This window comes from Hymenobacter lapidiphilus (assembly GCF_003417065.2).
GTDB lineage: Bacteria > Bacteroidota > Bacteroidia > Cytophagales > Hymenobacteraceae > Hymenobacter.
In genome coordinates this window covers 1-18,592 of sequence record NZ_QVLT01000023.1, presented here as the reverse complement: position 1 = coordinate 18,592, position 18,592 = coordinate 1, and the positions used below count along the sequence as shown (strand labels likewise).

Annotated in this window: 16 protein-coding genes; 8 read left to right on the top strand and 8 right to left on the bottom strand. The window is 59.8% G+C overall.

Annotated elements, in window-relative coordinates; genetic code table 11:
• Nucleotides 1–37: 37 nt before the first annotated feature.
• Entirely contained in the window at nucleotides 38–1,516 is a 1,479-nt protein-coding gene (locus tag D0N36_RS13315; RefSeq protein ID WP_116942287.1) for a BatD family protein, read from the bottom strand.
• 548 nt (nucleotides 1,517–2,064) lie between these two features.
• Here D0N36_RS13315 and D0N36_RS13310 point away from each other — a divergent pair.
• The 5 genes from D0N36_RS13310 to D0N36_RS19685 all read left to right on the top strand — a co-directional run bounded on the left by D0N36_RS13310 (nucleotide 2,065) and on the right by D0N36_RS19685 (nucleotide 6,092).
• A complete protein-coding gene (locus tag D0N36_RS13310; RefSeq protein ID WP_116942286.1) occupies nucleotides 2,065–2,787 on the top strand; it encodes a ferritin-like domain-containing protein in 723 nt (240 codons plus the stop codon).
• Between the two features lie 29 nt (nucleotides 2,788–2,816).
• Nucleotides 2,817–3,632, top strand: coding sequence for a ferritin-like domain-containing protein (locus D0N36_RS13305; protein WP_116942285.1), 816 nt, complete (start codon nucleotides 2,817–2,819; stop codon nucleotides 3,630–3,632).
• 292 nt (nucleotides 3,633–3,924) lie between these two features.
• Nucleotides 3,925–4,650, top strand: a complete 726-nt coding sequence (locus D0N36_RS13300) for a ferritin-like domain-containing protein (protein WP_116942284.1) — start codon at nucleotides 3,925–3,927, stop codon at nucleotides 4,648–4,650.
• 19 nt (nucleotides 4,651–4,669) lie between these two features.
• The gene (locus D0N36_RS13295; RefSeq protein WP_116942283.1) at nucleotides 4,670–5,599 is read left to right on the top strand and encodes a ferritin-like domain-containing protein; all 930 of its coding nucleotides are present in this window, start codon (nucleotides 4,670–4,672) and stop codon (nucleotides 5,597–5,599) included.
• 298 nt (nucleotides 5,600–5,897) lie between these two features.
• Nucleotides 5,898–6,092 (top strand): hypothetical protein, encoded by a 195-nt coding sequence (locus D0N36_RS19685; RefSeq protein WP_116942282.1) that lies wholly within the window; start codon nucleotides 5,898–5,900, stop codon nucleotides 6,090–6,092.
• 95 nt (nucleotides 6,093–6,187) lie between these two features.
• Here D0N36_RS19685 and queG read toward each other — a convergent pair whose 3' ends face one another.
• A complete protein-coding gene (gene queG / locus D0N36_RS13290; RefSeq protein ID WP_116942281.1) occupies nucleotides 6,188–7,150 on the bottom strand; it encodes a tRNA epoxyqueuosine(34) reductase QueG in 963 nt (320 codons plus the stop codon).
• A gap of 322 nt (nucleotides 7,151–7,472) precedes the next feature.
• On the opposite strand from queG, the gene D0N36_RS13285 reads away from it, so the two are divergent.
• Nucleotides 7,473–9,545 carry a HelD family protein gene (locus D0N36_RS13285; RefSeq protein ID WP_242478914.1) on the top strand — a complete coding sequence of 691 codons (2,073 nt, stop codon included), beginning with the start codon at nucleotides 7,473–7,475 and terminating at the stop codon, nucleotides 9,543–9,545.
• Between the two features lie 153 nt (nucleotides 9,546–9,698).
• On the top strand, nucleotides 9,699–10,028 hold the full coding sequence (locus D0N36_RS13280; protein WP_242478913.1) for a CsbD family protein: 330 nt from the start codon (nucleotides 9,699–9,701) through the stop codon (nucleotides 10,026–10,028).
• A gap of 91 nt (nucleotides 10,029–10,119) precedes the next feature.
• Here D0N36_RS13280 and D0N36_RS13275 read toward each other — a convergent pair whose 3' ends face one another.
• Nucleotides 10,120–10,911, bottom strand: coding sequence for an MBL fold metallo-hydrolase (locus D0N36_RS13275; protein ID WP_116942280.1), 792 nt, complete (start codon nucleotides 10,909–10,911; stop codon nucleotides 10,120–10,122).
• A gap of 639 nt (nucleotides 10,912–11,550) precedes the next feature.
• On the opposite strand from D0N36_RS13275, the gene nagB reads away from it, so the two are divergent.
• The gene (gene nagB / locus D0N36_RS13270; protein ID WP_116942279.1) at nucleotides 11,551–13,494 is read left to right on the top strand and encodes a glucosamine-6-phosphate deaminase; all 1,944 of its coding nucleotides are present in this window, start codon (nucleotides 11,551–11,553) and stop codon (nucleotides 13,492–13,494) included.
• A 254-nt stretch (nucleotides 13,495–13,748) separates the two neighbouring features.
• On the opposite strand, the gene D0N36_RS13265 is transcribed toward nagB, so the two are convergent.
• The 5 genes from D0N36_RS13265 to ruvB form a co-directional block, all read right to left on the bottom strand.
• Complete coding sequence (locus D0N36_RS13265) at nucleotides 13,749–14,114, bottom strand: CZB domain-containing protein (protein ID WP_116942278.1); 366 nt, start codon at nucleotides 14,112–14,114, stop codon at nucleotides 13,749–13,751.
• 42 nt (nucleotides 14,115–14,156) lie between these two features.
• A complete protein-coding gene (locus tag D0N36_RS13260; RefSeq protein ID WP_190242669.1) occupies nucleotides 14,157–15,464 on the bottom strand; it encodes a PAS domain-containing protein in 1,308 nt (435 codons plus the stop codon).
• A gap of 35 nt (nucleotides 15,465–15,499) precedes the next feature.
• Nucleotides 15,500–15,898: a hypothetical protein gene (locus D0N36_RS13255; protein ID WP_190242668.1), complete on the bottom strand. Its 399-nt coding sequence runs from the start codon at nucleotides 15,896–15,898 to the stop codon at nucleotides 15,500–15,502.
• A gap of 176 nt (nucleotides 15,899–16,074) precedes the next feature.
• A complete protein-coding gene (locus tag D0N36_RS13250) occupies nucleotides 16,075–16,488 on the bottom strand; it encodes a hypothetical protein (protein ID WP_147320887.1) in 414 nt (137 codons plus the stop codon).
• 760 nt (nucleotides 16,489–17,248) lie between these two features.
• Nucleotides 17,249–18,295, bottom strand: a complete 1,047-nt coding sequence (ruvB, locus tag D0N36_RS13245; RefSeq protein ID WP_116942274.1) for a Holliday junction branch migration DNA helicase RuvB — start codon at nucleotides 18,293–18,295, stop codon at nucleotides 17,249–17,251.
• Between the last annotated feature and the right edge of the window lie 297 nt (nucleotides 18,296–18,592).

Here is an 18,592-nt window from a genome sequence, read left to right as displayed (position 1 = left end):
CACGGCCCTGGCTGGCTCGGCATAACCAGGAATTTCTTCACCGCCGCGCCTGCCACCAGCCCCATAGGGCGAAAACCAATAATACGCCCAGAAACAGATTGGCGTAGCGGCGTACGTCGCGGTAGATGCTCCGGGGCTGGGGCGTCGTATCGGCGGCAGCCAGGGCCTGGCGGTAAAACGGGTCGGTGGGAACGGGGCGCAGGGTGTTTTCGGTACGCTCGGGGCCGGCCACTACAGGCCGCAGCGTTGAGCGCAGCGTGTCGTAGCGGGCCGTGGCAGGGTTGAAAACGATGAGCTGAAACAGCGTATCGAGGCGGACCGGGCCGGGTTGGCGGGCTACCAGGCGAAAGCGGAAACTTTTGCGCCCTCCTACCCGGCCGTTCTGGCGGGTCAGCGTCTGCTGCACTTCGGGGCCATAGAGCTCCAGGCCATCGGGGGCCACGGGGGCAGGCAGGTTTACGGTGGCCAGGTTGCCCTCGCCTTCGAGCGCGAAGGTGTAGGCAAACGTACGGCCGGTGCGAAATGTGGTGCGGTCGAGAAACTCTTTCAGCTCGTAGTTGCCCACCGGCACCTGGTCGCGCAGGGGGTGGGGCGGCAATGGCACCACGGGCACCGTCAGCGGAGTCGAGCGGTAGGCTTTGTAGCCTTCGAGGCGATTATCGAGGCCCTCGGCGGGCTTTTTAGCCACCTTATACTTGCGCATCTTCAGCTCGACGGCCGGAAACGCGAGCGGGGTAGCATTAAGCGGATACAGCGCGGCTTCCCAAAGGCGGTAGCGCAGAAACGGCTGGCCGCCCACCGTTACGTTTTCGGGTACTACCTCCTGCTCGTCGAAGCTTTCCTCCCACACCGTGCGCAGATGCAGCTGCCGGATGATACCTGGCAGCTGGCCCGCAAAGTCATAGAAATCGAGTACGGCCTGGTCTTCGGGGCGCAGGTAGAAATACAGGGCGACGTGCAGGCCCTCGCCCACAAACACCCGCTCTTTGTCGGGGGTAAGGGTCAGAAAAGCCTGGTCGCGCGGCTCGGTATAGTCCTGCGGCTTGGGCTTGCCGAAAAGCTGGTCGAGCAGCCCCAGGCCCTGCAATGGGGCCGTGCCGCCGGGTGCGGGCGTGGCGGTGGCCTGCTGGGGACCCACCTCCAGTTTGGCTCCTACCGATTCCAGCCTCAGCCCGTTCACCTTCATGCTGAAGGGCTTGACTTCGTACTCGCCTTCGGAAAAAGCGGCGTAGCGCTGCGTAATGGTCAGTTCCGTGAAGCTCTGCCCGCCCACAATGCGCGTGGTGGTGGTGCTCGACTTGCCACTTTTTTTGAAGCCTTCCAGATCGGGGAAGGCAGAGTAGCGTTCCAGCGGGGCGCCGCGCAGCCGGAAGCTGATGGTGTAGTACTCGTTGAGCGGAAACGCGCCCGGCCCCAGTTCAATGTCGGCAGTACCAGCGGCCGGCGCCAGCTGCGCGTGGGCACTAAGGGCCGGCAGCAGCAGTATCCAGCAAAACACAACCAGAACTAAACGCATGAGGCCCAACTTCAGCGGGTGGGTTTCAAAGTTACGAAAAACTGTTTTGGGGCTGCTGGGCCCGCCAACCCCCGGTTGGCGGTTTGTTCGTGGGGCCACCCCCGGGTTGGCCCAGAACAATTTGGAGGCGCAGCCGTTGGCGCTTTGTGGTTGAGCCGCGGGGTAGAGCGGAGGCTATCGGCAACAGTGCAACTAGGAGAAGCCAACCACTGCGCTTCTCCGCAAGCTCAACAACTCCCTGTTTCAGTTGCGCACAAATTCAATACCAGCATTTTCTCACGACACTCAACTGATTATCAGGCGCCTTTCATTGGGGCATTCCATAGAACAATACGCCTTATCCTGAAAAAGGAGACTTCTATCTATCAGCACATTGCATATAATATGTTACAGAATTTCGGTTATTCTCAATCCACTGCCGAGTTGCAGCCGTAACTCTACCCAGCAACTACTCCACCGCTCATTTCGGCAGAAGTTCCTGACTCGTAATTCACTGCCCCAGGGCGCGCAGATTCATCTTGCCTTTTTTCACCCAAACTATTTCTCTAATGTCCAACATCAAGCAAAATGCCAGCGAAGAGGCGGAATTCGCCAAGCCGCTGTACACGCCCATCAAGCGTCGCTCATTCTTCATGTATGCCGGGGCTACCGCCGGAGCTACTGCTCTGCTGCTCTCGGGCTGCGACGACGACGATAACGAAATCGTTACGCCCAATGGCACGGTTAATCTGGGTTCGGGCGATGTAGGCGTGCTCAACTACGCTTACGCCCTGGAGCAGCTCGAAGCTGCTTTCTATGCCCAGGTGAAGGCTACTCCAGCCGCCGACTTCTCGACCCTGGAAAAAGATTACTTCAACCAGGTAGCCGCACACGAAGCTATTCACCGCGACTTTTTCAAGGCCGCCATCACGCGCGACGCGCCCGGCCAGATTATCCCCGGCCTGACGCCTATCTTCACTTCCGTCGACTTTACGAAGCGTGCTTCGGTATTGGCCACTGCCAAAACGTTCGAGGATTTGGGAGTAGCGGCCTATAATGGTGCAGGTAAATACCTGAAGACGCCGGCTTACTTGGTAATTGCCGGACAGATTGTATCGGTAGAAGCCCGCCACGCCGCTTATGTGCGCGACCTGATTTCCCCCGGCTCGTTTGCTGATGACAGCATCATCGACGCCAACGGCCTCGACAAAGCCATGGAGCCGGTCGAAGTGGTAACGGCGGCTCAGAGCTTCATCAAAGAGAAGCTCGACGCTTCGAGAGTCGGTAAGTAATTCCTCCTTCCTTTTAACGAGCCATCATCATGAACATACTTCGCATAATCGAGCAACTGTCGGAAGTAGACGCCGACGTACTGGGCCGTTTCGACTCCCGTCGGGCAGTATTCAAAAGCCTTGGCAACACCGCCAAAATGGGCGCCCTGGCTGCCGCCCCAGTTTTCGTATCCTCGCTGTTTTCGAAGGCCTATGGCCAGACGACGACTCCCAGTGTTGTTGAAGTCCTCAACTACGCGTTGACCCTGGAGTTGCTGGAAGAAGACTTCTATAAGAAAATGACTGCTGCCGGCAGAGTACCCGCTGGTGTCGCCGCCGGAGCCATTGCTACTATCCTGAAGCACGAAACTGCTCACGTTAAGCTGCTGTCTGATACCATCAGAGCGCTGAACGGCACGCCCGTGACGAACGTAAAATTTAAGACTTCGGCTTTCCCAGCCGACTATCCTACCCAGTTGGTAGTAGCCCAGGCATTGGAAGACACCGGTGTACGGGCCTATAAAGGTCAGGCTGGTAACTTGCTAGGCAAAATGGCCGGTACGACCAGTCTGCTCCAGGTGGCTCTTCAGATTCACTCGGTAGAAGCTCGTCACGCAGCTCACATCCGCGGCATGCGCATGCAGCCAGCCTGGATTCCAGCTTCTGACTCTAACCTGCCTGCTCCGCTGGGTCCGGTATACACCGGTACTATCCGCGAGGACAACGTTATCCAATCGAACGTTAACATCACCAGCCAGCTCGGCACGCCTTACTCGGCCAATGATGCTGCCGCTTCGTTCGACGAAATCCTGACCATGGCCGAAGTGCTCGACGCTTCGCGCGCTGGTGGTTTGGTACAAGGATAAGCTGCTACAGCTTTTTTGCTTTCCCAATAAAAACAGGCTGTTCCGTAAGGAGCAGCCTGTTTTTATTTGACAGGATTCCCGCATGGCGTGACATCTGTGCCAGAGCAGGGGGCTGGGCAGGCTAAACGGCGCGGTGCAGGTGCCAGATGCACTGTCCGGTGCGCTGGCCTGGCAACCTTCCGGCCAGTATCGGTATCGTGGCGGTAGAGCATCCGGGTTCAAAGGAGTACCTTTGCCCTCCGGGACTTGGCAACCTGCGTTGGGTTGTTGCTTGTCGGGTTTATTTTCGCGTATGGCTGATTTGGCAGACACTTCTTTTTCGGGCCGGGCCCTGCGCCGGCGCACTTTTTTACGGGTGGCCGGTGCTACGGCTGCTTCCTCGGCGCTGGTAATGGCCGGCTGCGGCAACGATGATGACCCGAAGCCAGTGCCGGATGCCGGTACCGGCACACTGGTCTTTGCGGCCAACGACACGGGCATCCTCAACCTGACTTACCTGCTGGCACAGATACAGGCGGCGCTTTACCAAAAGGTGGTTACAACGCCCCCGGCCGATTTTACGGCCGCCGACACGGCCGCTTTCGTGGACATGCGCGACCACGAGGTTATCTACCGCGAATTTTACAAGTCGGTGCTGGGTACGTCAGTCTACGATAATGGCCTGACGACGGCGCTGGAGTTCAACTTCACGCCTTACACGCTTACCACGCGCAAGGGCGTGTACGAGGCGGCCCGCACGCTCGAAGACCTTGCGGTGGGTGCCTACAACGGCCTGGGCCGGCGGCTGGCCAACAGCAGCTACCTGCGCCTGCTGCTCAAGATAACGTCTGTGAAGGCCCGACACGCGGCCTTTGTGCGCGACCAGGCCGAGCCCAACTCCTTCGCCGGCTCCGACGTGATAACGCCTACCGGTAACGAGGCCGGACTCGACACGGTAAAAACGCCCGTTGAAGTGGCCAAGCTGCTCGCCCCACTGGTACCGATAGTGCTGGTAGCCGACAACCTGATGCGTCTTTAAGCCCCGCTTTTTCTTTCTCATGGACTTTCTGAACCTGCTGGCCCGGTTGGCCGACCTCGATTCGACTTCTGCCGCACCTCAACTGGCGGCCCCACGCCGCGCCGCCCTGGGCCGGCTGGGCCAGGCTGGTACGGCTCTGCTGCCGGGCCTGCTCCTGAGCGCCCTCGGCCAGCCGGCCACTGCCGGCGCCCTCGACACCCGCACCCGCCTCGATGTGCTGTTGCTGGTTCGCCAGCTGGCGGCCCTCGGCAACGAGCTGCACTCGCGCGCCCTAGGCCTGGTGCCCGGATACCCGGCCTTGCCCCTCACGGCAGCCGAAAAAGCCGGCATTCAGGTTATTCAGCAGCAGGAGGTGCAACGCGTTGCCCTGTTTTCGCGGCTGATTACCGATGGTGGTGCCACGTTGCCTGCCGCGCCGCGCTACGATTTTACGGGCAGCCGGAACGGTGCCCAGACCGCACTCTATCCCGACATCCAGACCAACCCCGATACCTATTTGCTGGTGGCGCAGGTGGTTAAAGACGTGGCCGTACGCGCCTACAAGAGCCAGGTTGACTTTGTGCGGTCCGACGCCTACCTCACCGAAACAATGCTGCGCAGCCACTCGGCCGAGGCCCGCCATGCCTCGCACCTGCGCACCATGCGCCGGCAGCGCGGGGCCGTGGTGAAAAGCTGGGTTAGCCCCAACGATGCGCCGGTGGCCGCCCCCAGCCCGGCCATTGCCAAGGTGTACGAAGGCGAATCAGGTTTCATTCAGACCTACAACGCCAGCGACTCCAGTGGCCAGGGAGGACCGCTGGTTTCGGTGCCCTTCGATTCGACCCTGCCCATTAACGTGGCAACGCCACCACTAAGCGCAGAAGCCATCCTGCGCAAGGTGGCCGAGGCCTTCGACGAACCCGCCGACGCGGTTATCGCCACCAATGTGGCGGCCCTGTTCACGTACTAAATACGGGCCTAACGGCCGGTCGGTAACACTCGTTTATTGCAGGCGTAGCGTGGTTTTCCACGCTACGCCTGCTTTTTTAGCCCGGTTTGCTGCTGTAGCCGCCGGTATGGCGGTTGCATCTGTCCGGCAAAATTTTGTATCTTTCAAGAAAGGGACTATCCGGTTTCGGGTAACTCGTGCCCTTTTTGTGTAGCAGCCGTACAAGGGGCAGTTTGCCCGCTCAAAATCATCTTTCCACCTTCTAACTCTTCGTTCTTACCTATCCTCCCACCTTTCCCACCCCAAATTATTCAACGCCATGTTGGAGTATGCCAAAACTATTTTGCTGAAGGTTAGCTTCGACAAAATTCTGTTTGAGAAGGAATTGCGCAAAGCCCTGCGGAATCTGGTACCCGCCGATTTGCTGGAACTTAAAGCTTGGTGCTACCAGCAATTCTCCAGAGTTTATCATCGCCTTCTGAACCGGGTTTTCGGGCAGCCTGCTTTGGGGTAAGCCCCACCTCTCCTGCTGCACACAACGCAGCCGGCACCGCAAGGGCCGGGCACCGCACCTACTGGTAGCGCTGCCCGGCCCTTGCGCTTTGGGTTTTAGCCTGCTGGAGTATTGGCCCCGAACCCATCGTCGGTTGTTACGAAGCGGATGTTGCGCTGCAGCCCGACGTAGCCGGTACGTTTCACGGCCGACTGACGAAACAACTCCGAGAACAGTTCGTGGGTGATTTCCTGCCAGTCGCCGCGGGTTAGGTCTTTCAGAGCCGGGTGGGGCAGGAACTGCGGCTCGTGGTGGGGCTTGGCAAAGCGGTTCCAGGGGCACACATCCTGGCAGATGTCGCAGCCGAATACCCAGTTGCCGAACTTGCCTTCCACTTCCCGCGGAATCTGGTCTTTGAGCTCGATGGTGAAGTAGCTGATACACTTGCTGCCATCTACCACGTACGGCTCGGTAATGGCCTGGGTGGGGCAGGCATCCACGCATTTGGTGCAGGTGCCGCAGTAGTCTTTAATGGGGCCGTCATAGTCGAGGGCCACGTCCACAATCAGCTCGGCAATGAAGTAGAACGAGCCCACGCCGGGCGTAATCAGGTTGGCGTTCTTGCCCACCCAGCCCAGGCCGCTCTTTTTAGCCCAGGCCTTGTCCATCACCGGGGCCGAATCGACGAAGCAGCGGCCGCCCACCTCCCCTATCTCCTGCTGCATATCGTGGAGCAGCTCTTTCAGCTTGTCTTTGATGACGAAGTGGTAGTCGCGGCCGTAGGCGTACTTGCTTACCTGCAGCGTGTCGGCGGGCTGCCGGGTTTCCTCGGGCGGATAATAGTTGAGCAGCAGCGAAATAACCGATTTAGCGCCGTCGACCAGCAGGCGCGGGTCGAGGCGCTTGTCGAAGTGGTTGGCCATGTAGGCCATCTGGCCATGCATGTTCTTATTGAGCCAGTTTTCGAGGCGCGGGGCTTCCTCCTCCAGAAACCCGGCTTCCGAAATGCCGCAGTACATGAAGCCCAGCTCCGCCGCCCGGCGTTTGATGAAAGCAGTATAGTGGGCTGTTGGCAGCATAGGATCAGACAGGAATGAGCCGCAAAAATACGTCATGCCGAACGTGCCAACGTATGCCAGCCACTTTTCCTTCCCGAAACAGTGAGGCAGATGCCGCCGGAGTTCGTTGGCAGGCCCGGCAGGCCATTCTTGCCTGAATAGACTGCCACTGCCAGCTCGTAGGGGAATCGGTGTAGCAAATCCGCTGAATCAATAAGCCCGGTATGCTTCATTAGTCGCGGGCAGCCAGCCCTGTTGCCGTATTGGCGGGTGCGGCTCCGGGCTGGGTTGCCACAGCAGCCAACGCCGCAGCGCTTCCATAGACCAGAATTTGCCCCCACCTTTGGGGTTCATTTTTCAGGAGTCGGCCGTGATGAACGCAACCCAGCAGGAGGAGAAGGAATACCTGGAGCAGATTAAGGAGCAGCTGACGCAGGCTATCCGGCGGGTAGACGGCTCGGTAAAGCAGTTTTCTGACGAGCTCCGGGAGAAAAAGCAATACATCCACGAGCACCAGTCGGGCATGGATGAGGCCGATATGGTCGCAGCCGGCCAGTCGATCAACCGCATGGCCTTTACGGGCGAAGCGGCCGTCAGCCGCAAGCGCAAGCTGCTCAAGCTGGGCCAGTCGCCCTACTTCGGGCGCCTCGATTTCGCCGCCACCGGCAAGGAGGCCACGCCGGTATATATAGGCATCTATTCCTTCTTCGACGAGTTGCAGCGCGCGAACCTGATTTATGATTGGCGGGCGCCCATCTCGTCGATGTTCTACGACTTCGAGCCGGGGCCGGCCTTCTATACCACTCCTTCCGGTTCGGTGCGCGGCACCGTTGGGCTTAAGCGCCAGTACCGCATCCGCGACGGCCGCCTGGAGTTTTTGCTCGACAGCGACGTGAACATTCAGGACGACGTGCTGCAGCGCGAGCTGGCGAAGTCGTCGGACGACAAGCTCAAGAACATTGTTGCCACTATTCAGCGCGACCAGAACGCGGTTATCCGCAACGAGAGTGCTCCGGTGATGGTCATCCAGGGCGTGGCCGGCTCGGGCAAAACCTCCATTGCCCTGCACCGCATTGCCTTTCTGCTGTACCGTTACCGCGAAACCATTGCCGCCAGCGACATTCTCATCATCTCGCCCAACAAGGTATTTGCCGACTACATTTCCAACGTGCTGCCCGAGCTGGGAGAGGAGCACATTCCGGAGATGGTGATGGAGGAGCTGGCAGCCGATCTGCTCGAAAACCGCTACCCGTTTCAGACCTTCTTTGAGCAGGTATCGGCCCTGCTCGAACACCATGATGCGGCCTTTATTGAGCGCATCCGATTTAAGTCTTCGTTCGATTTTCTTGGTCAGCTCAACCAGTATCTGCTGCACATAGAAAACAGCTACTTCACGTTTCAGGATCTGCGGGTGGGCAGCGCGCTGGTTCCGAAGGCCGTCATCGAGCAGAAATTCCAGGGCTACCACCGCGTGCCGCTGCTGAAGCGCTTTGCGCTGGTGGCGCAGGATGTGCGCGACTACGTGCGCCACGCCACCGGCCGCAAGCTCAGCGGGCATGAAAAGGGCACCATTGGCGAGGCCATGAGCCGTATGTTCCGGTTCCACAACGTACTCGACATCTACCGCGACTTTTACCGCTGGGCCGGCAAGCCCGCGCTGCTGAAGCTCGGCCAGAACCTGAAGCTGGAGTACGCCGACGTGTTTGCGCTTATTTATCTGCGCATCCGGCTGGAAGGCGTCAGCACCTATGCGCACGTCAAGCACCTGCTGATAGACGAAATGCAGGACTACACCCCCGTGCAGTACGCCGTGCTGTCGCGCCTGTTTACCTGCCGCAAAACCATTCTGGGTGATGTGAGCCAGACCGTGAACCCGTACAGCGCCTCCTCGGCCGAAATGATTGAGCGGGTATTCCCGCAGGCCGATGTGGTCCGGCTCTACCGCAGCTACCGCTCGACGGTGGAAATTACGGCCTTCACGCAACGCATCACGCCCAACCCCCACATTATTCCGCTGGAAAGACACGGGCCGCCTCCGGCCGTGGTGCGCTGCGCCAGCCCCGCCGAGGAGCTGGAAACGATCCGGCAACTCACGGCCGCCTTCCGAAAATCGGGCAGTCATTCGCTGGGAATTATTTGTAAAACCCAACACCAGGCCGAGCAGGCCTTCGAGGCGCTGCAGGCCCCGGATGTGTACCTGCTCACGGACGAGTCATCATCCTTTCAGGAGGGCATCATCATCACAACGGCTCACCTGGCCAAGGGCCTGGAGTTTGATGAGGTGCTGGTGCCCTTCGCCAATGCCCGCACCTACCACACGGATGTCGACAAGAGCATGCTCTACGTGGCCTGTACCAGGGCTATGCACCAACTCACGCTTACGTATACGGGCCAGCTAGCCGGATTTCTGTCCTGACTTGATTCATATCATCGTCCGGGCTGGCGTAAGTCAAGGTAGCGGGGCGCGCGGGGAGCAACCTTTGTCGGACGCCAGACGCCAGACGCCAGACGCCCGGTACCGAAACCGGCTGGCGGCAGCTACGATCTTCCCATTTTCAACCCCTCTCCGATGACGTGCCATACGCCCAAAAACCGAACTGTTAAAGTCCTGCTCACCTCTCTGGCCGGTGCCGGCGTAGGGGCCGCCGTGGGGGTGCTGCTGTATTCCAGGAGCAGCATGGAACGCCGCCGGCAGTTCCGCAACTACCGGACCGACCAACGGCTGCGGCTGCAGGGCGACTGGAACCTGCTCAAGGGCAAGCTGCAGCAGGCCTACACCCAGCTCACCGACGAAGACCTGACCTATGTGGAGGGCAAAGGCCACGAACTGGTGAGCCGTTTGCAGGCTAAACTGGGCAAAGGCAAGCGCAAAGTCATTAAGCTGTTGAACGCGCTGTAGCCTTACCACATCTGCCCACCCAAAACGGGCCCGCCCCCGGTTGTAGCAACCAGGTGGCGGGCCCGTTTTGGGTGGCAGGTAGCAGGCGCGCCTACTTGGCCGCCGGGTACCAGTTACGCAGCCGTACGTCGATTTTCTTGTTGGCTGAGTTCACGGTTTTCTTGAAGCCGTCCACATCGCTCAGGCCGTTCTGGCCACGGTAGTGGTACGGGTATACAATGCCCGGCTTAAAAGCCAGTACCCCCTGCGCGGCCTGGTCCACGTCCATGGTGTAGGGCAGGTTCATGCACACGAAGGCCACGTCTATTTTCTTGAGGGCGCGCATTTCGGCAATGTCTTCGGTGTCGCCCGACAGGTACGCGTTCTTGCCGCCCAGGTTCAGTACGTAGCCATTGCCCCGGCCCTTGGTGTGCATGGCATCGGCCGCTTCGGGCAGGTTGTACATGGCCACGGCCGAGACCGACATGCCCAGCGTATCGAGGCGCTGGCCGTTATTAAGGATGCGGACCTGCGCCTGGTACTCGGCGGGCAGCTTTTCGGCCACCGCCTGGGGCACTACCATCAGGGCCTTGCCCACCGAGAGGCCCGCCAGCGTTTTGGGGTCCAGATGGTCGCCATGAATGTCGGTAATCAGGATAACATCGGGCGCCGCCAGCCCGGCATAGGCTTCGGCCCCGCCGTAGGGGTCCACGTAAATAGTTTTACCGTTCCAGGTGAATACTACGCTGCCATGGGTGATAGGCTGCACCGTGAGAGGGCCTTTCTTGGTGGCAATCTGGTCGGCGGCCGCACGTGGCGCGGCGGCAGGAGCGGCAGCGGTCTGGGCCTGCGCCTGAACCGCAAAAACAGCCAGCGCGGCCGTGAGCAGGAAGGTAGATTTCATCGGAGTTTAGGTTTGTTGTTGATGCGTGAAGGAGACGGTTTTGGGTTACAGCGCCATTTAACCGCCGTCATCCCCGAAAACCGTGCCCTGTAACTCGGTTGCGGCGCACAAGTTTTGGCCGGCCGGCAGCCAGGCAATACCAACCTGGCCGCGAAGATGCGCTGATGGCCTAAACGACGGAACTCTCAGCCGGGCGTAGGCGGCAAATTGAAACCAAAGTAGTCCGCCAGCCCACCAACCTTGCTGCGCTGGCATACTTCTGCTGGCTTTCGGCAGGTTTTAGCAAGAGTCGTTTCACTTACCAAAATGCTTTTGCTTTATTTATTGATTCTTTGGAGCTCCTGCCATGAATCCGTTACTGGTTACAGAACAACCGCTCCTGGAGCACTTCAACAATACGGTGCGTTGCCAGGCCGCCAGCCACAACCAACTGGCCGGCTTCAGGCGGTGTAGTGGCCGGTTGGGTAGCCGCCGCTATTCTGCCCGGGTGCTTTCAGAAACTTACCGGCTCCGGCTTAGGGGCAGGCTGCCATCTGACTGTCCCGTATAGTCCCGGCGCACCTGTTTATGGGCGCTGGCTTCTGGTGCGGCGTGCCCTTTATACCTGCTCTTCCTTCTTCACGCCTTATTCCCGGCCCGATGGTTAATACACCTGCTCCCGCCACAACCCGACTTAACCTACTGGAAGAAACCCGCTTCGAGAAGCAGCCCGTCACGGTGTTCTCCAGCCCGCAGCTGGCTTCGGTGCAGGTGGCGGCGCGCATTGCCGACCTCATTCGGGGCAAGCAGCAGCGCGGCGAGCAGGCCGTGCTGGGGTTGGCTACCGGCGCCACACCGGTGGGCGTGTACGCCGAGCTGGTGCGCCTGCACCAGCAGGAAGGGCTGAGCTTCCGCAACGTAATCACCTTCAACCTCGACGAGTACTACCCCATGCTGCCCACGGCGCCCCAGAGCTACGTGACCTTCATGCACGAACAGCTGTTTGACCATATCGACATCGAGCCTGGAAACATTCATATTCCCGATGGTACGCTGGCGCCCGAAGAAGTGGCCGACTACTGCCTGCGCTACGAGCAGCAGATTGAGCAGGCCGGCGGGCTGGACCTGCAGCTTCTGGGCATCGGCCGCACGGGCCACGTAGGCTTCAACGAGCCCGGCTCGGCGCCCAACTCGGGCACCCGTCTGGTTACGCTCGACGACCTGACCCGCCGCGACGCCTCGCGCGACTTCGGGGGCAAGGAGAACGTGCCCCGCAAGGCCATTACCATGGGGATTGGCACCATTTTCAGGGCCCGTGAGATTGTGCTGCTGGCCTGGAGCGGTAAGAAGGCCTCCATTATCCGCAAGGCCGTGGAGGGCGAGGTATCGGGCGAGGTGCCGGCCACCTACCTGCAGCTGGCCCACCACGTGGAATTCGTGCTCGACGAAGCTGCCGCCGCCGAACTCACCCGCTTTGATACGCCCTGGCTGGTGAAGGACTGCGTGTGGAGCGAGCTGATGATTAAGAAGGCCGTTATCTGGCTTTCCAACACGCTAGGCAAGCCCATTCTCAAGCTCACCGAAGAGGACTACAACAACAACGGTATGGCCGAGCTGGTCACCGAGCGCGGCCCGGCTTACGACATCAACATTGCCATTTTCAATCAACTCCAGCACACCATTACGGGCTGGCCCGGCGGCAAGCCCGGCGCCGACGACTCGCAGCGTCCCGAGCGCGCCCTGCCCGAAAAGAAGCGCAGCCTCATCTTCTCGCCCCACCCCGACGACGACGTAATTTCGATGGGCGGCACTTTCATCCGCCTGATTGACCAGGGCCACGAGGTGCATGTAGCCTACCAGACCTCTGGCAACACGGCCGTGTGGGACGACGACGTGCTGCGCTACATGGAGTTTGCCATCGACCTGGAAAACAGTTTGGGCCGCGACAGCCAGGAGCTGCTGAACGTGTATGAGAACATGCGGGCCTTCATCGGACAAAAGCAGCCCAACCAGGTGGATACCCAGGAAATCCGCAACGTCAAGAGCTACATCCGCAAGAGCGAGGCTATTGCGGGTGCCCGCTATGCCGGCCTGCCCGACAGCCACATCCACTTCCAGGCCCTGCCGTTTTACGAGTCGGGCAAAACGGTGAAGAACCCGGTAACCGACGGAGATATTGAGCTGACCATGCAGCTGCTGCAGCGCGTAAAGCCGCAGCAGGTATTTCTGGCCGGCGACTTTGCCGACCCCAACGGCACGCACATTGTATGCTTCAATATTGTGGCCGAAGCCCTGCGCCGCCTGAAGGCCACTGAGGCCTGGGTGCAGGACTGCTGGGTGTGGATGTACCGCGGGGCCTGGCACGAGTTTCCGGTGCACGAGATTGAAATGGCCGTACCCCTGTCGCCGCACGAAGTGACGCGCAAGCGCAACGCCATCTTTAAGCACCAGAGCCAGAAGGACACGCCGGTGTTCCCGGGCGATGATGCCCGCGAGTTCTGGGTGCGCGCCGAGCATCGCAACCACGAAACGGCCGAACAGTACCACCGCCTGGGCATGGCCAACTACGAGGCCATGGAGGCCTTCGTGCGCTGGCACTTTTAGCCCCTGCTGGGGAGGCGCACCGCTCCGGCGTTGCCTCTTCGCCCCAGGCTCCCGGCCACGGCCAGTTCGCAGGAGCCGCAACCTCATATCCAACGGATGCCCGCATTATGGGTACATACCTCCTGCCATGTCAACTCAAGCTGAAATTACCCTTACCGCCCGGCAGGTGGCCCAGAACAATGACCGGCAGTTAGGCGAGCTCCGGCAGCACCTGAACCGCAAAGCCTAGCTGCTGTTCTCGCCCCACTTCGGTTTTAAGCCACCAGCTTTGGCGGTTGCGTGCTAAGCCGCTGCAGCACGGCAACCAGCTCTTCTCCGACCTGCTCAATGCGCGTCAGGCCCCGGCGGGCTTCGTCAATCTGGCCCTGGCGGTACTGCGCAGCCAGCTCGCGTCCCGTGTCGAGCAGCTGCTGGAGCAGGCGCTCGGCTTCGCGCACTTCGGGGCGGCCGGGGTAGCGGGGCTTTACCTCGGTGCTCAGCCACAGGCCCAACGCATTGCTTTGCAGCGAGAACAGGTTCTCATCGGCCTCGCGCACACCGTAGAGTACTGAACGCAGCTGCGACTTAAACAGAATCTGTTTAATGCGGGCTTGCTGAATATCAAGAGTAGTAAAGTCCATGGGTGAAGAAGTGAGCAAAAACGAGGGAGCACACTTGCTTACCTAGGAGGCAGCCGGGGGCGGTGGTAGCAGGCCCTCTAACTTGTGGCGGGCCTCCACGAGTTCCGTTACGTCGAAGGCAAAGCTGATTATACCCACAATCTGTTCTTTCTCACGCAACGCCTGGTAAGAAAAGTCGAAATACCGCTCCTCAATTTGGCCCGTGGTACGCCGGTGGAGCTGCAGCAGCATTTGCTTGCCGAAGAACGGCTCTCCCGTCTGGTACACATTGTCGAGCAGCGTGATATAGCCCTGTTCGGCGGCTTCGGGCACCACCTCAAGCACGGGCCGGCCAATCAGGTCGTCGGTGGCAAACAGCTCGTAGTAGGGCGGGTTGGCAAACTCGAACACGTGCTGCGGCCCCCGGGAAATGCCAATGAGGGCGGGTGCCTGCTGAAACAGAGCATAAAATGTTTCGCGTTGCGACTGAGCGAGCTGGTAGGCCTGGTATGCCTGATCGGAAAGCAAGGCCTGCTCCTCGCTGGCCTGCAGCAGCTCCAGAACCATTAGCTTCTGATCCTGAATATCGATGCAACACCCTACCCACATAGTGATGGCGCCCTCGGCATTAAGACGCGGAATGCCGCGGGCCAGTACCCAACGGTAGTCACCTTCGGCGCAGTGCAGGCGGTATTCGGTCTGGTAAGCTTCCCCCGACTCGTAAGCCCCGCGCCAGGCCGCGGCGGCGCTGGCCCGGTCGTCGGGGTGTACGCCATCAAGCCAGCCGGAGCCGGTTTCAGCGTCCAGCGGCTTGCCCGTGAAACTGAGCCAGCGCTGGTTGAAGTAGTCGGCCGCACCATCGGGCTGAGTGGTCCAGACCATAACGGGCAGCGACTCGAGAATAAAGCGGGTCCGCTCCTGGTTTTCGTGCAGTTCACGCTCTATGGCCGCAGCCTGCAGCTCGGCCCGGTGCTGCGCAGTTACGTCCTCGGTTTTGAGCAGAATGGTCTGGAGCCGGCCCTGGTCGTCGAACTGGGGGTAGTTGGTCGTCTGCCAGTACCGCTCCTCCAGGCCGCCACCCTGTGCGGCGGGGCGCTGCAGGTCGTAGCGGATGCGGGGCATAGTGTGGGCCGTAGCGTGCTGGCGTACGTATTCGAGCGAATTGAAAAGCACCTGCCACTCGCTCTGCTCTTCGCGGGGAAAAACATCGAACACATTGCGGCCCACAATGTCGGCGCGTTCCAGCAGCGTGGTGGTCAGGTACAGGTCGGTGGCGTCCAGAATGGTATGGTCGGGCGTCACCAGCATATAATGCTCCGGCAGCTGCCACAAAGAATAGAACGTACCGGGGGCGGGAAGAGGAGAAGTCATGGCGCGAAAAAACGAAGCAGGCGACGAGCCCTTACTTACATGCGACGGAGCCACGCGGCGGCCGTGGGCAGGTCTTGAAAGGACATAAAAGTGATACCGGCGGAGGTTTGCTCCACGGCCAGCTCGGCCGATAGTTGACTGTAGCGCTCGGGCGAGTGTACCCACGAAAAGTAACGGCAGCCCGCGGCATGAAGCTGCGGGAAGAGCACGTCGCTGCCCCATTTGGCCGCATCGGCCCACAGGCCGGACACATGGGTATTATCGTTGAGTATTTTAGCACAGCGCTCCTGCTGCAACAGCTCAAGCAATTTGAGCGCTCCAGGTACTATCGCTTCATCATCGAGCCGGCCGTGCCAATCGAGGTACAGCCAATCGTCGATGTAATTGATGGAAATGGTCAGGACAGGTGTGTCGTAAAGGATGCGGTTGGCCATTACAAGCAGGGGGTTGTGGCAGGTGTAAGGCCCCAGCCACGTTGGGTTAGGGCAGGCCTGGGGCATGGGCACGCGAATTTACAATGGATGCAAAAAGCTACGAATAAGCCTTTCTGTGCCATACTGGCATACAGTCGGCCCATTTGAGCCAATAAGGCTACGCGGCCCCCGGACGCTTACATTACCTGCCGCAGCCACTGCTGCGCCGCCTCCTCCGAATCGAACATGCGGTAGGTAAGCGCGGCCACGTGGGCATCGGCCATGAGCTGGCTTGTAGAAAGACGGGCAATATCGTCTTCGGGCAGCAGCACAGCCCCATAAATGCGGGCGCTGCCCCGCTGCTCGGCCGTGAGCCAGTAGTCAACAATCCACTCGCTTTCCTCGATCGTAAAGGGCGTCATCAGCCGCTGGTCACCCAGAAGCTTGTTCCAGCCCCGCAGCCGCAGCAGTTTGCCGGTATGGGTAAGAAAGGACTGCAGGTAGTCGAGCCGGCGAAGGCCGGGCTCGTAGATAATATGGGCATACCCCTCGGGATGTTCCATAACCCTCCCCACAGGGTTGTTGAAGTAAAGCCGGGAGGCAGCAGGCATGGGCAACAGGTAGTTAGAGCAGAAAGCTAAAGGCGCGAGGCAGTGGCGTGATAGTACTGGTACATGCCCCAACAATAGGGGCACCGGCACCACATACAACCGTCAATAAAAAGGCAATTTAGCTATTCCGCTTGAACGTGAGGCAGAATTATTTCGCCGATTTTTCCGGCACTTTTCTGGCTGAGCGCAACAGCGGGCACCCCAAAAGCCACAATCGGGCCTCTGGAAGCCTTCTGGCAGGCTGCCCGCATAGTAAATACCTAGAAACCAGAGCAGATTTCAGGTTAGTTCAGGTAGAGGCGCAGCTAAGCCCCGCTCCTACATCCGGCCACTGTACAGTGACATGAGAGTTGCGCTAGGTGCCCGTTTTCACGGGCAAGTCGGTGTATCAGCGGTGGCGTAGCCAGAGTGCTACATTTAGGGCGCAGCCGTAGCGAGAGGACAAACTGATGACAACAGCGGAGGAGAAAACAGGCAAAGAGGGTCTGTTGGCAAGACTGCGCGGTCCGGGCTGGCCGCGTGGCACCGGCCCTGCGGCCACAACGAATGGCTGAAAGCACTGATCCGGCCATTTTGAAACCCGGGTTTGCTGTTTCGGGAGGGTCTGGCGCGCTGAACAGCAGGCTGAAACAGTCACGCTGCATCGGGAGCCTACTGGTTACCGCACAACCGTTCTGGCACCTTACCCGACAGTCAAATGCCTGGCACCAGCCAGCCAAACGGTAGCAGGTGCCGGGCATTCAACTATTGGCTACGCCGCCTAGCTAAACAGCTCGCCGGTAGACGAGTTGCCGCGCAGATGCTGGGGCATGGGCCGGCCCAGGTGCTCGTAGGCGGCCTCAGTCGCCTCGCGGCCGCGGCTGGTGCGCTTTAGGTAGCCTTCCTGAATCAGGAAGGGCTCGTAAACTTCCTCGATGGTTTCGCCCTCTTCGCCGCAGGCCGTGGCGATGGTGCTGATACCTACCGGACCACCTTTGAACTTGTCGATGATAGTGGTCAGAATGCGCTTGTCCATATCGTCGAGGCCGCGAGAGTCCACATCGAGGGCAGCTAAGGCAAACTGGGCAATATCAACAGTGATAGTGCCCGTGCCCTTAATCTGGGCGAAGTCGCGGGTGCGGCGCAGCAGGTTGTTGGAAATGCGCGGAGTACCGCGCGAGCGGCGGGCAATTTCGTAGGCCGCATCGTCGTGAATGGGTGTACCCAGGATTTCGGCCGAGCGGCCCACAATGCTGGTCAGCAGCTTGGCATCATAGTATTCGAGGCGCGAACTGATGCCGAAGCGGGAGCGTAGCGGCGCCGTGAGCATGCCCGAGCGCGTGGTGGCCCCGATGAGGGTGAAGGGCGACAACGAAATCTGGACCGAGCGGGCGTTGGGGCCCGAATCGAGCATGATGTCGATGCGGTAGTCCTCCATGGCCGAGTACAGATACTCCTCCACCACTGGGTTGAGGCGGTGGATTTCATCAATGAACAGCACGTCGTGCGGCTCCAGGTTGGTGAGCAGGCCGGCCAGGTCGGAGGGCTTGTCGAGTACCGGGCCGGAGGTCATCTTGATGCCCGCTTCCAGCTCGTTGGCGATGATGTGCGAGAGCGTGGTTTTACCCAGACCAGGAGGGCCGTGCAGCAGCACATGGTCGAGGGCGTCGCCGCGGCGCTTGGCGGCGGCCACGAATACCTTCAGGTTCTCCACCACCTTATCCTGGCCGGCGAAGTCGTCGAAGGAAAGCGGCCGCAGGGCCTTGTCAATGTCTTTATCGGTGGCGTCGTAGTGTTCGGTGTCACCCGTCAGGAGCGGTTCGCGCATAGCTTGGCAATAATTCAGCGTGTCGAAAGGTAACACTTTGCCGCGGGCCTTGGTGCCTTTTTTAGCAAAAAAACTTCACAGGCTGAATATAGCTAACATGATTAGCAAAACCACTTCTGTGCTGAGCCTGCCACCCCATCATACCGGCGTTGTTACCTCCAATCAACAGACTAGGTGTATAGTCCCAGGGAGAGATGGTGTATTTTCCGGGCTGGAATTTCGCACGCACTTATGGGACAAATACTCCACGGCAGCGCCCGCACAACTTCGGCAATACGGGCCGCTATCCAACGTAGT

Excerpts from the sequence above, each read along its gene's own strand:
- D0N36_RS13280 (WP_242478913.1), top strand. The coding sequence starts at position 9,699 with ATGACGTGCCATACGCCCAAAAACCGAACTGTTAAAGTCCTGCTCACC.
- D0N36_RS13260 (WP_190242669.1), bottom strand. The coding sequence starts at position 15,464 with ATGACTTCTCCTCTTCCCGCCCCCGGTACGTTCTATTCTTTGTGGCAG.
- D0N36_RS13295 (WP_116942283.1), top strand. The coding sequence starts at position 4,670 with ATGGACTTTCTGAACCTGCTGGCCCGGTTGGCCGACCTCGATTCGACT.
- ruvB (WP_116942274.1), bottom strand. The coding sequence starts at position 18,295 with ATGCGCGAACCGCTCCTGACGGGTGACACCGAACACTACGACGCCACC.
- D0N36_RS13250 (WP_147320887.1), bottom strand. The coding sequence starts at position 16,488 with ATGCCTGCTGCCTCCCGGCTTTACTTCAACAACCCTGTGGGGAGGGTT.
- queG (WP_116942281.1), bottom strand. The coding sequence starts at position 7,150 with ATGCTGCCAACAGCCCACTATACTGCTTTCATCAAACGCCGGGCGGCG.
- D0N36_RS13305 (WP_116942285.1), top strand. The coding sequence starts at position 2,817 with ATGAACATACTTCGCATAATCGAGCAACTGTCGGAAGTAGACGCCGAC.
- D0N36_RS13310 (WP_116942286.1), top strand. The coding sequence starts at position 2,065 with ATGTCCAACATCAAGCAAAATGCCAGCGAAGAGGCGGAATTCGCCAAG.
- D0N36_RS19685 (WP_116942282.1), top strand. The coding sequence starts at position 5,898 with ATGTTGGAGTATGCCAAAACTATTTTGCTGAAGGTTAGCTTCGACAAA.
- D0N36_RS13315 (WP_116942287.1), bottom strand. The coding sequence starts at position 1,516 with ATGCGTTTAGTTCTGGTTGTGTTTTGCTGGATACTGCTGCTGCCGGCC.
- D0N36_RS13255 (WP_190242668.1), bottom strand. The coding sequence starts at position 15,898 with ATGGCCAACCGCATCCTTTACGACACACCTGTCCTGACCATTTCCATC.
- nagB (WP_116942279.1), top strand. The coding sequence starts at position 11,551 with ATGGTTAATACACCTGCTCCCGCCACAACCCGACTTAACCTACTGGAA.
- D0N36_RS13275 (WP_116942280.1), bottom strand. The coding sequence starts at position 10,911 with ATGAAATCTACCTTCCTGCTCACGGCCGCGCTGGCTGTTTTTGCGGTT.
- D0N36_RS13265 (WP_116942278.1), bottom strand. The coding sequence starts at position 14,114 with ATGGACTTTACTACTCTTGATATTCAGCAAGCCCGCATTAAACAGATT.
- D0N36_RS13300 (WP_116942284.1), top strand. The coding sequence starts at position 3,925 with ATGGCTGATTTGGCAGACACTTCTTTTTCGGGCCGGGCCCTGCGCCGG.